General features: G+C 60.5%; 10 protein-coding genes. 6 read left to right on the top strand and 4 right to left on the bottom strand.

Features of this window, described 5'->3' with window-relative positions; genetic code table 11:
- Positions 1–50 precede the first annotated feature (50 nt).
- A complete protein-coding gene (gene dksA, locus I8E17_RS08445; protein ID WP_004109001.1) occupies positions 51–470 on the top strand; it encodes an RNA polymerase-binding protein DksA in 420 nt (139 codons plus the stop codon).
- Between the two features lie 94 nt (positions 471–564).
- Here the strand turns inward: dksA and I8E17_RS08440 are convergent, their stop codons facing one another.
- Positions 565–1500, bottom strand: a complete 936-nt coding sequence (locus I8E17_RS08440) for a flagellar biosynthetic protein FliO (RefSeq protein WP_113366606.1) — start codon at positions 1498–1500, stop codon at positions 565–567.
- Positions 1501–1891: 391 nt separating this feature from the next.
- On the opposite strand from I8E17_RS08440, the gene I8E17_RS08435 reads away from it, so the two are divergent.
- Positions 1892–4510, top strand: coding sequence for a PAS domain-containing sensor histidine kinase (locus I8E17_RS08435; RefSeq protein WP_069613035.1), 2619 nt, complete (start codon positions 1892–1894; stop codon positions 4508–4510).
- 223 nt (positions 4511–4733) lie between these two features.
- Positions 4734–5753 carry a tryptophan--tRNA ligase gene (trpS, locus tag I8E17_RS08430; protein ID WP_069613034.1) on the top strand — a complete coding sequence of 340 codons (1020 nt, stop codon included), beginning with the start codon at positions 4734–4736 and terminating at the stop codon, positions 5751–5753.
- Positions 5754–5811: 58 nt separating this feature from the next.
- Here the strand turns inward: trpS and I8E17_RS08425 are convergent, their stop codons facing one another.
- Both I8E17_RS08425 and I8E17_RS08420 read right to left on the bottom strand, forming a co-directional pair.
- Positions 5812–6738 (bottom strand): pseudouridine-5'-phosphate glycosidase, encoded by a 927-nt coding sequence (locus I8E17_RS08425; protein ID WP_069613033.1) that lies wholly within the window; start codon positions 6736–6738, stop codon positions 5812–5814.
- A 46-nt stretch (positions 6739–6784) separates the two neighbouring features.
- On the bottom strand, positions 6785–7729 hold the full coding sequence (locus I8E17_RS08420; protein ID WP_069613032.1) for a carbohydrate kinase family protein: 945 nt from the start codon (positions 7727–7729) through the stop codon (positions 6785–6787).
- 239 nt (positions 7730–7968) lie between these two features.
- On the opposite strand from I8E17_RS08420, the gene recA reads away from it, so the two are divergent.
- The 3 genes from recA to I8E17_RS08405 all read left to right on the top strand — a co-directional run bounded on the left by recA (position 7969) and on the right by I8E17_RS08405 (position 12878).
- On the top strand, positions 7969–9054 hold the full coding sequence (gene recA, locus I8E17_RS08415; RefSeq protein ID WP_069613031.1) for a recombinase RecA: 1086 nt from the start codon (positions 7969–7971) through the stop codon (positions 9052–9054).
- Positions 9055–9227: 173 nt separating this feature from the next.
- Positions 9228–11888, top strand: a complete 2661-nt coding sequence (alaS, locus tag I8E17_RS08410) for an alanine--tRNA ligase (protein ID WP_069613030.1) — start codon at positions 9228–9230, stop codon at positions 11886–11888.
- 138 nt (positions 11889–12026) lie between these two features.
- Positions 12027–12878 carry an AraC family transcriptional regulator gene (locus tag I8E17_RS08405; protein ID WP_069613029.1) on the top strand — a complete coding sequence of 284 codons (852 nt, stop codon included), beginning with the start codon at positions 12027–12029 and terminating at the stop codon, positions 12876–12878.
- A gap of 46 nt (positions 12879–12924) precedes the next feature.
- On the opposite strand, the gene I8E17_RS08400 is transcribed toward I8E17_RS08405, so the two are convergent.
- Positions 12925–13551 (bottom strand): glutathione S-transferase family protein, encoded by a 627-nt coding sequence (locus I8E17_RS08400; RefSeq protein ID WP_069613028.1) that lies wholly within the window; start codon positions 13549–13551, stop codon positions 12925–12927.
- Between the last annotated feature and the right edge of the window lie 40 nt (positions 13552–13591).

The following is a 13591-nucleotide window of genomic DNA, read 5'->3' as shown; positions in this document are numbered from 1 at the left end:
GGTTGGGATATACACCCCAGCCATATGAGATGTTCTTCAGGAGAATCGCGTTGAGTGAGAAGATCGATCTTAGCAACTATGTGCCCTCGGAAGACGAGGAGTTCATGAATCTGAACCAGCGAGCTTATTTTCGAGCGAAGCTGATAGCATGGAAAAACGACATCCTTAGAGAAGCGCGCGAAACCCTGGATCATCTTGCAGAAGAAAGCGCAAATCATCCCGATCTTGCTGATCGGGCTTCCTCGGAAACCGACAGGGCCATCGAACTTCGGGCTCGCGACCGCCAGCGTAAACTCATTTCCAAGATCGATGCCGCCTTGCAGCGTATCGAAGATGGTACTTACGGCTATTGCGAAGAAACCGGCGAGCCGATCGGCTTGAAGCGTCTGGACGCCCGTCCCATCGCCACCTTGTCGATCGAGGCACAGGAACGCCACGAGCGCCGCGAGAAGGTTTATCGCGACGAGTGAATGGCGCTTCGGTTTCGACCGGGCTTATAGAACAAAGGCACGACGGGGATATCCGTCGTGCCTTTTTTCATTCCGGCGGTTGAGAGGACGCGCCCTATTTGTCGCGGCTGACGCTCATTTCCCCGAAGATGCGAGCGACTTCTTTCTGAAGGGCGCTGTCGGCTCCGGTCAGCGGTGCAAGTTCGGGTTCGACGCGTTTTGCGGGGTTTGAGACGGGGGATGGCGCGGCATTTGGCTGCTGCTGCACCTGCCGGGGTGCCGGCGCGTTCGGAATGATCCGTTCGGCGGTCAGGTTCTTCGACATTTCCGCTTCGAGGATGCGCTGGAAATCGTTGCCCGGCTCGGCAGCAGGCGCCGGCGCCGATGCGACGGTGGATTCGACTGCCGCCTGGCGCGCGGGAGCAGGCTGCTGCTGCGGCAGGACAACGTGGCGAGCAGCATCCAGTATGTCGGCTGCCTCAGTCTCGCTGATTGCCGGAGCGGGTTGTTGGGTCGGTTGCGGCGGCTTGACAGGGGCGGCTTGTGGGTGCTCGGCCACCTGCGGCACTGGAGCGGGTTCCGTTGCAGGCGCAAGGCGGGGTTCGTTGCGCAAATAAGCTTCGATCTTGTCTTCGGCGGATTGCTGGCGCTGCGGAAGCGCTGCGGGAGGAACTTCCACCGCAGCCTCCCTCTGCAGCCGCGACTGCTTCTCTTCAAATGCCATGGGGGTATCGACCGGCGTCGCCGCGGTTCCAGCCCGGGTGCCATCGGAAATGCCCGATTCGATGACGATATCCGTTGGGCCGCCGATCATGATCAGATGCTCGATCCCATCGCGTCGGACGAGCACGAGACGGCGGCGGGCATCGACGGCGGCGGCATCCAGCACCTGCAGGCGAGGCTGACGGTTCTTGCCGCCGCGCACGAAGGGAGAAGGCGCTCGGTTGCGCATGATCCACAGAATGCCAATGAGTACGAGCAGGGCAATGCCAACTCCACCGGCTGCGAGAAAGAAGCGGCTGCCATAGGCTCCGGCGATATCATCCAACATATCGAGATACTCCGTAATTGTCCCCGATGTCGCGGTTTACAGCGCCGCGCGCCAGATGTGACGCGCAAAGGTCGCTGTAGTACTTTAAATCCACTGCATAATTTTACTCTTAAATCGAATCCAATCTAAGGAATTATGCAGTGGGCGCAACTGTCGCGGGTAATGCTTTGACCGTGACCCTTCTATATCGCGATCATATGAACAGGATTGCGCCGGAGACAAGATGCGATTGCAGGCTGTTGTATTCTATTGCTTGTGAATTCAAGTCTTTCTGGTCCGGCAAAGCTTTTTGCGGATGACGCAAATTGATAAAGAAGATTCGAAAGGTCCGACTCCGGCGACGCCAAGGTGTATGACATGTCGCGAGGAGAACGGCCGATACGAGGGGTTTATGACGAAGCAGCGTCCGTCCGACGAGTATAGCGTGCCGCTGGTGGATCGCGGAGTTCGTTCTGGAACCGTGCTGCGCATCATCCTGCTCGCGCTTGTTCTCGTGGCCGCGGCAGCGGCCTTCGTCGTCTTCAAGAACCAGCTGGATAATGAAGCGGTTCTCGGCGGCCTTGGCATTCTGGCCATGGTCGGCATCTTTTTCCTGGTCTCTTCGATCATCGGTTTCGTCGAGGTCATGCCTCAGCCGCAGTCCGACAGCCTGGCGCGGTCCTTCCTCAACAGCCATCCCGACGGGACGCTGATCACCGACGAGAAGGGCCGCATCGTCTACGCGAATGCCGCCTATGGCCGGTTGACGGGGGCAACCAAGGCGACGGAAGTGCAGTCGCTGGAGATGCTCCTGTCGCGAAATCGCGAGTCCAACGAGGCTCTCTATCGTCTTGCCAATGGCCTGCGCGATGGTAACGAGGGGTCGGAAGAGTTTCGCCTGCTAAAGCCGCTCGGCCCGATGGACGGAGGCGGCAATGGCGCGCATTGGTACCGGCTGAAAGCGCGGGTGCTGCCGGCCGAGCAAGGCGCCAACAAGGCACTGCATATCTGGCAGATCACCGATATCACCTCCGAGCGTGACGACCAGGAACGCTTCTTCAAGGAACTGCAGAACGCGATCGACTATCTCGACCACGCGCCGGCCGGTTTTTTCTCCGCCGGACGCAAGGGTGAAATCTTCTATCTCAATGCGACGCTTGCCGAATGGCTGGGCTTCGACCTGACCAAGTTCGTGCCGGGTTCGATGACGATCGGCGATCTGGTGGCCGGCGAGGGGCTGGCGCTCATCCAGTCCGTCCAGGCCGAGCCGGGATTGAAAAAGACAGTGACGCTCGATCTCGATCTGCGCCGGTCCAATGGCCAGAGCCTGCCCGTTCAGATCGTCCACAGCGTCACGTCGATGCGCGACGGCGCTCCGGGCGAGAGCCGCACCATCGTCCTGACCCGCCAGAACGGTGGGGATACCGAGCAATCGGCCTCCGCCGCCGCGATGCGTTTCAGCCGCTTCTTCAACAATACGCCGATGGCGATCGCGTCCGTGGATGGCAACGGCCGCATTCTGCGGACGAATGCGCCCTTCCTGAAACTCTTTTCGGATCTGGTCTCGCGCGACGATATCGAGCGCGGTGCGGCCCTCGAGAGCGTCGTCAACGAAAGTGATCGGCCGCAGCTGCAGCAGGCGCTGGCGGCAGCCAAGGACCGGCAGGGCGACATTCCGCCGATCGACTCCCGCAATCCGAAAGACGAGACGCGGCATTTCCGCTTCTACGTCAATGCCGTCATCGACCAGACCGACGAGGCGCCGGAAGAGGCTGCCATCGTCTATGCGGTCGAGGTGACAGAGCAGAAGGCGCTCGAGACCCAGATGGCGCAAACGCAGAAGCTCAATGCCGTCGGCACGCTTGCAGGCGGCATCGCGCATGACTTCAACAACGTTCTGACGGCGATCCTGCTGTCGTCCGATCATCTGCTGCTGCAGGCGCGGCCCTCCGATGCCAGCTTTGCGGATCTGATGGAAATCAAACGCAATGCCAATCGCGCAGCCGTGCTGGTGCGGCAGCTGCTCGCCTTCTCCCGCAAGCAGACCATGCGGCCAACGGTTCTCAATCTGACAGATGTGATCGGCGATCTCCGCATGCTTGTGGACCGGCTGCTGTCCGGTACGCATGTCAAGCTGGATGTTGATTATGGCCGTGATCTCTGGCCGGTGAAAACCGATCTCTCGCAATTCGAGCAGGTGCTGATCAACCTCTGCGTCAATGCCCGCGACGCCATGCCGGGCGGCGGCACGCTGACGCTGCGCACCCGCAATCTGCGTGCGGCGGATGTCAGTGCCTTCAACTATCCCTATCTTCCGCATGAAGACATGGTGCTCGTGGAGGTCAGCGATACCGGAACCGGTATCGCGCCGGAGATCATGGACAAGATCTTCGAGCCCTTCTTCACGACGAAGGAAGTCGGCAAGGGCACCGGTCTCGGACTTGCCATGGTCTACGGCATCATCAAGCAGTCCGGCGGTTATATTCAGCCGGAATCGGAAGTGGGCAAGGGAACGACCTTCCGCATCTTCCTGCCGCGCCACATCGTGGAAATGCCTTCGGTAACGGAAGCGAAAGCGGCGGAAAGCCGTGATGTTACGGCAATGGATCAGGGTGCGGGTGTCGCCGCATCTACGGAAGAGCCGGCCGATCTCACCGGCAAGTCCGCAGTCGTTCTGCTTGTCGAGGACGAAGAGGCGGTACGCCGTGGCGGCAAGCGCATGCTCGAGACGCGCGGCTACACCGTCTACGAGGCCGGCTCCGGCGTCGAGGCGCTGGATATCATGGACGAGCTCGACGGTCAGGTCGATGTCGTCGTATCGGATGTCGTCATGCCGGAAATGGATGGTCCGTCGCTGCTACGCGAACTGCGCAAGAAATATCCGGACCTGAAATTCATCTTCGTTTCGGGCTACGCCGAGGATGCCTTTGCCCGCAATCTGCCGGCCGATGCGCAATTCGGCTTTCTGCCGAAGCCGTTCTCGCTGAAGCAGCTTGCCGTCGTCGTGCGCGAGACGCTGGACAAGAACTAAGTCTGAGGCGTTTCGCACCTCTCCATGTTGCCGATTGTGGCGCAACGGTGTAATCAACCGCCCATGATCGACCTTGCCAAGCCCGTTTGCCAAATGTGGTGGCGCTCCTTCTAGGAGCGGCAGTCGTCATGTCTTGAAATCGACCCTGCCGCCGTGATCCGGCAGGCATGGTCCATTCCGTTTTCCTTCCCGATTGCGGCGGCTCCTTTTGCGGAGCAACGAAATGTTTTCCCCTATCGATACCCGCCCTGTCATCCTGACGGGCGACCGGACGACAGGTCCACTCCATCTCGGCCATTACGTCGGCTCGCTGAAAAGCCGCGTTGCGCTTCAGCATAGCCACGAGCAATTCCTGCTCCTGGCGGATACCCAAGCGCTGACCGACAATGCCCATGATCCCGAAAAGGTTCGGCGCAACGTCCTTGAAGTCGCCACGGACTACCTAGCCGTCGGCATCGATCCAACGCTGACGACGATCTGCGTACAATCCGCCTTGCCGGCGCTGGCGGAGCTGACGCTGCTCTATCTGAATTTCGTCACGGTCAGCCGCCTGGAGCGAAATCCGACGATCAAGACGGAGATCCAGCTGCGCGGCTTCGAACGCGATGTGCCGGCCGGCTTTCTCTGCTATCCGGTCGCGCAAGCCGCCGATATCACGGCCTTCAAGGCGACGGTCGTTCCCGTCGGCGAAGATCAGGCGCCATTGATCGAGCAGACCAACGAGATCGTTCGCCGTCTCAATCGGCAGATCGGGCGAGACGTTCTCGTCGAGGCTGCAGCCATGGTGCCAAAAGTCGGGCGCCTTCCGGGCGTCGACGGCAAGGCGAAGATGAGCAAATCGCAGGGCAATGCGATCCCGCTTTCGGCATCGCCTGGTGAGATCAGGGATGCAGTGCGACGCATGTACACCGATCCGCATCACCTGCGCGTCGGCGATCCGGGCAAGGTTGAGGGAAACGTCGTCTTCACCTATCTCGATGCCTTTTGCGAGCATCGGCAGTTGGTCGAAGAGATGAAGGCGCATTATCGGCGTGGCGGCCTCGGAGACGTCACCTTGAAGAGACATCTTGAGGACATCCTGCAAGCGCTGTTCGCGCCGATCCGCGAACGCCGCGCGCATTATGCAGCCGAACCGAACTATGTCATGGAAGTCGTGCGAGAGGGGACGAGAAAAGCGAGGGAGCGGACGGAGGCGACACTTGCCGAATTGCGCGACGCCTTGGGCCTGTTCACGCTTACCTGAAACAAAGGGCCGGGCGATCTTCTGACGCGCCCGGCCACTCTCATAGCTGCTTGTCTGATTATTCCGCGAGCGCGACGGCGATCTCGGCGGCCAGGCGCGCATTGTTTTCGACAAGCGCGATGTTGGTCTTGAGGCTGCGGCCTTCGGTAATGTCGAAGATCGTGCTCAGCAGATAGGGCGTAACCGCCTTGCCGCTGATCTCATCCCGCTCAGCGCTGTCGAGTGCGCGCTCGATGTAGATTTCCATCTCCTCACGCGGGATCTCGTCGGCTTCCGGAACCGGATTGGCGATCAGCATGCCGCCATCGATGCCGAGCTGTTCGCGTGTCGTCTGGAAGTTGGCGATCGCAGCGGGGCTATTCAGCGTCAAAGGGCTCGTGAGCCCGGATGAGCGCGACCAGAAGGCCGGGAACTCGGTGCTGTCGTAGGTGACGACCGGAACACCGCGGGTTTCCAGCACTTCCAAGGTCTTCGGAATGTCGAGGATCGCCTTGGCGCCGGCGCAGACGACGATGACACCCGTGCGCGCGAGCTCTTCAAGATCGGCCGAGATATCGAAGCTCTCTTCGGCGCCGCGATGCACGCCGCCAATACCGCCGGTGGCGAACACCTTGATGCCGGCGCGGGCGGCGGCAATCATCGTGGCGGCAACGGTGGTCGCGCCGGTGCGGCGCTCAGCGATCGCAAAGGCGATGTCGGCGCGCGAAACCTTCATCGCACCTTCCGTCTTGGCGAGGGCTTCCAGCTCTTCCGGCTCAAGACCGATATGCAGCGTACCGTGAATGACGGCGATAGTCGCCGGAACAGCGCCTTCCTGCCGGATGATCGCCTCAACGCTGCGGGCCATCTCGATATTGCCCGGATAGGGCATGCCGTGGGTGATGATCGTCGATTCCAGGGCGACGATCGGTGCACCGCGCAGCTTGGCGGCAGCGACTTCCTTCGAATAGGAGATCGGAAGCAGGGGCGAGATAGGCTGGGTCATTGTCGTTTCCAATTCACTGAAACAGTATACGCGTCTTGAGCAGGCTTCATGACAGAATTTCGGCCTCGGGAACAAGGGCCAATGCCGCCTTTAGCAGCTCGGGAGAGAGATTTTCCGCCGTCGCATAGGGGGACTGGACGGTGATTGCTGCCGCCGCTGCCCCATGACGGACGGCTTCTGCGAGATCGTGGCCGGCCAGCAGCGCCGAAAGAACGCCTGACGCCAGCGAGTCTCCCGCGCCGGTGACATCGGCCACATCTTCGACCACAGGCGGCTGCAGGCTGACGATGGCATCACGCGAGAAGGCGATCAGGGGTCGTTTCCCGCGGGTGATCACGCCATTGCGCAGGCCGAGCGCACGCAAAGCATTTACCCATTCGCGCGGATCCTCCGGACGGATTTCGGTCAGCGCCGCGGCTTCGGCCTCGTTGAGGAACAGGTGGCCGATTCCGGCAAGGCTCGGTTTCAGCCGCACGACTTTGGCCGGCGAGATGGCGATAGCGGCAACGGGCTTGCCGCACAGAGCAGCTCTTGCCGCAATTGCTCCTAAGGTTTCGGCAGGCAGATTGGCGTCGCAGAGAATGAGGTCGGTTTCTTCGAACGCGTCCCGAACGGCGCGAATCGCCAGGCGTCGCGGAACGAAGAGCTTGTAAAGCTCCATGTCGGCAAGCGCGATGACGAGATTGCCGTCATTCTCAAGGATCGCCGTATAGCTCGGCGTCTTGCGATCGAGGAAGACAAAGGGCTTGTCATCGATGCCGGCATGGCTTGCCGCTTCCGCCACCATTTCGCCGGAGGGATCGCCGCCGCGCGGCGAGATCAGCTTTACGTCGAAGCCGAGGCGAGCGAGATTTCGGGCCGCATTGAAGCCGCCGCCGCCGGGCTCCTCGAACCATGCGCCGGGATTGCTGGCGCCGGGCGCCGTCTCGCCGAAAATGCGGCCGCGCCGGTCGATATGGGCGCCGCCGAGAACGAGAATCTTTTTCGCCATAGGATTATCCTCAGCAGTCGAAAAGGCGAATCGAGCGAGCCGCAAACATCTCGCAATTCACCGCTTCTGGCATGTAAGTGCCTGGGAAGAAAGAAGAAAACAAAAATAGAACGAAATTCATTTTACCTTTTTCTTTCAATCGCTTGTTGTGCCCTTGCGATATGAGAACAAATCGAGTACACAATTCTCATCGGCGGCGACATTGCTAGAGCGGCTTCAATAACCTAAAGGTGGATCGAATGTCTCAGAATTCTTTGCGGCTTGTAGAGGACAAATCGGTGGATAAAAGCAAGGCACTTGAAGCGGCACTCTCTCAAATTGAGCGGTCGTTCGGCAAGGGCTCGATCATGAAACTCGGCTCGAACGAGAACGCGGTCGAAATCGAAACGGTTTCCACCGGCTCTCTGAGCCTCGATATCGCTCTCGGCATTGGCGGCTTGCCGAAGGGGCGCATCATCGAAATCTACGGGCCGGAAAGCTCGGGTAAGACGACACTGGCGCTGCAGACCATCGCAGAGGCGCAGAAGAAGGGCGGCATTTGCGCCTTTGTGGACGCGGAACATGCGCTCGATCCGGTCTATGCCCGCAAGCTCGGCGTCGACCTGCAAAACCTGCTGATTTCGCAGCCCGATACCGGCGAACAGGCGCTCGAAATCACCGATACGCTGGTGCGCTCCGGCGCCATCGACGTTCTCGTCGTCGACTCCGTTGCGGCATTGACTCCGCGCGCCGAAATCGAAGGCGAGATGGGCGACAGCCTGCCGGGTCTGCAGGCCCGTCTGATGAGCCAGGCGCTGCGCAAGCTCACGGCTTCGATCTCCAAGTCCAACTGCATGGTGATCTTCATCAACCAGATCCGTATGAAGATCGGCGTCATGTTCGGTTCGCCGGAAACGACGACGGGCGGCAACGCGCTGAAGTTCTATGCCTCGGTTCGCCTCGACATCCGCCGCATCGGCGCCGTCAAGGAGCGCGAAGAGGTGATCGGCAACCAGACGCGAGTCAAGGTCGTCAAGAACAAGATGGCGCCGCCCTTCAAGCAGGTCGAATTCGACATCATGTATGGCGAAGGTGTTTCCAAGACCGGCGAACTGGTCGATCTCGGCGTCAAGGCCGGCATCGTCGAAAAGTCCGGCGCTTGGTTCTCCTATAATAGCCAACGCCTCGGCCAGGGCCGCGAAAATGCGAAACTCTTCCTGCGCGACAATCCGGATCTCGCCCGTGAAATCGAGTTGTCGCTCCGCCAGAATGCCGGTCTCATCGCCGACCGCTTCCTGCAGAATGGCGGTCCCGATGCCGATGATGGCGACGCCTCCGGGGAATAAGGATCTTCGGGAGTAGTTCCCGACCTGAGACTGAGACTTTAAATTGGAACCGGCCGCATTGTCCAAGGGATGTGCGGCCGGTTTTGTTCGTGCGGCTGGACAGCGCCCGGAGCGAACGATAAAAGCCTCTGACTTTGACGCAAGTTGTTGACGGCAGTACTGAAGGGCCCCCTATGAGCGGTGTGAATGAAATCCGGTCGACCTTCCTCGACTATTTTAAGAAAAACGGCCACGAGATCGTGCCGTCGAGCCCGCTGGTGCCGCGCAACGATCCGACATTGATGTTTACCAATGCCGGCATGGTGCAGTTCAAGAACGTGTTCACCGGTCTGGAGCAGCGTCCCTATACGACCGCTTCGACGGCGCAGAAATGCGTTCGCGCCGGCGGCAAGCATAACGACCTCGACAATGTCGGCTATACCGCGCGCCATCACACCTTCTTCGAGATGCTCGGCAATTTCTCCTTTGGCGACTATTTCAAGGAGCGCGCCATCGAGCTTGCCTGGAACCTGATCACGAAGGAATTCGGCCTCGATGCCAAGCGCCTGCTGGTCACGGTCTATCACACCGACGACGACGCCTTTAACCTGTGGAAGAAGATCGCCGGCCTTTCCGACGACCGGATCATCCGCATCGCCACCAGCGACAATTTCTGGGCGATGGGCGATACCGGTCCCTGTGGCCCCTGTTCGGAAATCTTTTACGATCATGGCGATCACATATGGGGTGGCCCTCCCGGCTCCCCGGAAGAAGATGGCGACCGCTTCATCGAGATCTGGAACCTCGTCTTCATGCAGTTCGAGCAGATCACCAAGGAGCAGCGCGTCGACCTGCCGCGTCCGTCGATTGACACGGGCATGGGCCTCGAGCGCGTTGCCGCAGTGCTGCAGGGCAAGCATGACAATTACGACATCGACTTGTTCCGCGCGTTGATCGAAGCTTCGGAAGAGGCGACCGGCGTGAAGGCCGAGGGCGAGCATCGCGCAAGCCATCGCGTCATTGCCGATCATCTGCGTTCGTCTGCCTTCCTGATCGCCGATGGCGTGCTGCCGTCGAACGAAGGCCGCGGTTACGTGCTTCGCCGCATCATGCGCCGCGCTATGCGTCACGCGCAGTTGCTCGGTGCCAAGGAACCGTTGATTTGGAAGCTCCTGCCGGCGCTGATCCAGCAGATGGGCCGTGCCTATCCGGAGCTGGTACGCGCCGAGGCACTGACCTCCGAGACGCTGAAGCTCGAAGAAACCCGTTTCCGCAAGACGCTGGAGCGCGGCCTGTCGCTGCTCAACGATGCCACTTCGGAGCTGCACAAGGGCGACAGCCTGGACGGCGAAACCGCCTTCAAGCTCTACGACACCTATGGTTTCCCGCTCGACCTGACGCAGGATGCGCTGCGCGCCCGCGGCATCGGCGTCGATATTTCCAGCTTCACGGATGCGATGGAGCGCCAGAAGGCTGAAGCACGCTCGCATTGGGCAGGCTCCGGCGACAAGGCGGCCGAGACCATCTGGTTCGAACTCAAGGAAAAGCTTGGTGCGACCGAATTCCTGGGCTACGACACGGAAACGGCCGAAGGCGTCATCCAGGCGATCGTCAAGGACGGTGTCGCGGTCGACAGCGCCTCTGCCGGCGACAAGGTGCAGATCGTCGTCAACCAGACGCCGTTCTACGGCGAATCCGGTGGACAGATGGGTGATACCGGGGTGATCTCCAGCGATCACGGCAAGCTTGTTGTCGGGGACACGCAGAAAAAGGGCGAGGGTCTCTTCGTTCACAGCTCCGAGGTTTCCGAAGGCAAGATCAAGGTCGGCGACGCTGTCGTCTTGACCGTCGATCACAACAGGCGCTCGCGCCTGCGCGCCAACCATTCCGCCACCCATCTGCTGCACGAAGCACTTCGCGAAGTGCTCGGCACCCACGTGGCGCAGAAGGGCTCGCTGGTCGCGCCGGAGCGCCTGCGCTTCGACGTGTCTCATCCGAAGCCGATGTCGGTCGAGGAGTTGAAGGTCGTCGAGGATATGGCCAACGAGATCATCCTGCAGAATTCGCCTGTCACGACCCGTCTGATGAGCGTCGACGATGCGATCGCGGAAGGCGCGATGGCGCTGTTCGGCGAAAAGTACGGCGACGAGGTCCGCGTCGTGTCGATGGGGCAGGGTGTTCGCGGGGCCAAGTCCGGCAAGCCCTACTCGGTCGAGCTTTGCGGCGGTACGCATGTCTCCGCCACCGGCCAGATCGGCTTGGTCCGCATTCTCGGCGAAAGCGCCGTCGGCGCCGGCGTGCGCCGTATCGAGGCTGTTACGGGTGAATCCGCGCGTGACTATCTCGCCGAACAGGACGATCGCGTGAAGAGCCTCGCTTCGACGCTGAAGGTCCAGCCGGCCGATGTCGTTTCCCGCGTCGAAGCCCTGATGGACGAACGCCGCAAGCTGGAGCGCGAATTGGCTGATGCCAAGCGCAAGCTTGCCATGGGCGGCGGCCAGGGCGGTTCGGCCGATGCGGTACGGGATGTCAACGGTGTCAAGTTCCTGGGCAAGCCGGTTTCCGGTGTCGACCCCAGGGATCTCAAGGGCATGGCGGATGAAGCTAAGGCAGGTCTCGGTTCTGGCATCGTTGCGCTGATCGGCGTTTCGGACGATGGCAAGGCAAGCGCCGTCGTCGCTGTCACTGAAGATCTGACGAGCCGCTTCAGCGCTGTCGATCTCGTCCGCGTCGCTTCGGCTGCGCTCGGCGGCAAGGGCGGTGGCGGCCGGCCCGACATGGCCCAGGCCGGCGGCCCAGATGGCGCCAAAGCTGATGAAGCCGTTGAGGCGATTGCGGCGGCGCTTGCCGGCTAAGGCTCTGAGTTCCGATGGGTAATCAAGAATGGCGGATACTTCGGTGTCCGCCATTTTTCTTTGTCCGGACAACTCCGCAGGATTTGTCAAATCGGGTTATGCTCTTGTCGGGCCGATCGAATTTGCAAGAGGTTTGACATGAGTGGCGGCACGGCGTGGACGCTTTACGAGACCCGGTTGCGGCGGGTTTCGGCCTATATCCACGAGCATCTGGATGATGAGCTCGATATGGAAAAGCTCGCCGAGATCGCCTGCATGTCCAGCTATCACTGGCACAGGATCTATCGGGCGATCTACGGCGAGACAGCGGCGGCAACCGTCAAGCGGCTACGGCTCCATCGTGCCGCCGGCGATCTCGTCAACACCCGTCTATCCGTCAGCGACATTGCAAAGCGGTCGGGCTATCCCAACCTCCAATCGTTCAACCGCATCTTCAAATCCGTCTACGGCATGCCGCCGGCGCGATATCGGAATGAGGGAAGCCATACGATCTTCGAACCCAGTACCCAAGGAAGGATCACGGTTATGTTCGACGTTACGCTTCGCACGATTTCCCCGATGTCACTGATCGGTGTCGCCCATCGCGGCTCCTATATGCAGATCGGGCAGGCTTTCGAAACACTTTTCGGCACCATCTTCGCCCGCCGCCTCGCCGGGCCTGATATGCGCATGATCGGCATCTATCTCGACGATCCTGATGTCGTGGAGACGGACAAGCTGCGGTCATATGCATGTGTCACCGCAGGCGGGGCTGTGGTTGCGGACGCTCCGTTGGAGCGGCGCTCTCTCGATGGTGGCGAATATGCCGTGCTGCGCCACAAAGGGCCTTACGCAAACATGCATAGGGCATATCAGTGGCTCTATGCACAATGGCTGCCGGCCTCCGGGCGACAACTCCGCGATACCGTCATGTTCGAGGAATATATCAACAATCCGCGCGACGTGCCGCCGGCAGAGCTTTTGACCGATATCTATATGCCCCTGCAATAGCGGCATAAGGTACCGATGGCGGATTTTCTCTCAACGCTTCGTATTGTCAGGCATTGGCCGGCTTCGGCATGGCAGCATTGTCGATATCGTTGCCTCGGCGATAGGCGTCGCGATCGCTGACCCTGGCCCAATAGTCGATGAAGGCCTGGCGCTTCTCGATGGTGCCGAAATTGAGACCCCAGCCGACATGCGAACCGACATAGACGTCGGCGGCCGTAAAGCGGTCGCCGGCGATGAAGGGCGATGTTGTGACCGCCTGTTCCAATGTATCGAAAACATGGTCCAGACTACCGCAGCCGGCCATGCGCAGGCGTTCCGTCGGAATTTCAAAGCCGAGGGCGCGATTGGTCACCGCCATCTCCATCGGGCCGGCGGCAAAGAACATCCAGCGGAAGTAGCGGCCGCGCTCGGCTGCCGTCGGGGCAAGTCCTGCCTGCGGGAAGGTTTCCGCCAGATAGGCACAGATGGCCGCACCTTCGGTGACGACGGTATCTCCATGCCTGATGGCCGGCACCTTGCCCATGGGATTGACCGCAAGATATTCTGGCGCCTTCATCGTCGTGCCAAAATCGAGGTATTCGGTGCGATAGGGTTGGCCGATTTCCTCGAGCATCCAGCGAGCAATGCGTCCGCGTGACATCGGGTTGGTATAGAAAACGAGTTCTTCGGCCATCTGCCTCTCCCTTTTGCTGCCAGCATTTTTGTCACCGGTT

Source organism: Rhizobium sp. AB2/73 (assembly GCF_020871915.1).
Taxonomy (GTDB): domain Bacteria; phylum Pseudomonadota; class Alphaproteobacteria; order Rhizobiales; family Rhizobiaceae; genus Rhizobium; species Rhizobium dioscoreae.
The sequence above is the reverse complement of the archived record's forward strand: the minus strand, read 5'-3'. Positions and strand labels throughout refer to the sequence as shown.

What these genes read in the sequence shown, in the direction of transcription:
- I8E17_RS08440 (WP_113366606.1), bottom strand. Translation starts at nt 1,500, where the DNA reads ATGTTGGATGATATCGCCGGAGCCTATGGCAGCCGCTTCTTTCTCGCA.
- I8E17_RS08435 (WP_069613035.1), top strand. Translation starts at nt 1,892, where the DNA reads ATGACGAAGCAGCGTCCGTCCGACGAGTATAGCGTGCCGCTGGTGGAT.
- trpS (WP_069613034.1), top strand. Translation starts at nt 4,734, where the DNA reads ATGTTTTCCCCTATCGATACCCGCCCTGTCATCCTGACGGGCGACCGG.
- I8E17_RS08425 (WP_069613033.1), bottom strand. Translation starts at nt 6,738, where the DNA reads ATGACCCAGCCTATCTCGCCCCTGCTTCCGATCTCCTATTCGAAGGAA.
- I8E17_RS08420 (WP_069613032.1), bottom strand. Translation starts at nt 7,729, where the DNA reads ATGGCGAAAAAGATTCTCGTTCTCGGCGGCGCCCATATCGACCGGCGC.
- recA (WP_069613031.1), top strand. Translation starts at nt 7,969, where the DNA reads ATGTCTCAGAATTCTTTGCGGCTTGTAGAGGACAAATCGGTGGATAAA.
- alaS (WP_069613030.1), top strand. Translation starts at nt 9,228, where the DNA reads ATGAGCGGTGTGAATGAAATCCGGTCGACCTTCCTCGACTATTTTAAG.
- I8E17_RS08405 (WP_069613029.1), top strand. Translation starts at nt 12,027, where the DNA reads ATGAGTGGCGGCACGGCGTGGACGCTTTACGAGACCCGGTTGCGGCGG.
- I8E17_RS08400 (WP_069613028.1), bottom strand. Translation starts at nt 13,551, where the DNA reads ATGGCCGAAGAACTCGTTTTCTATACCAACCCGATGTCACGCGGACGC.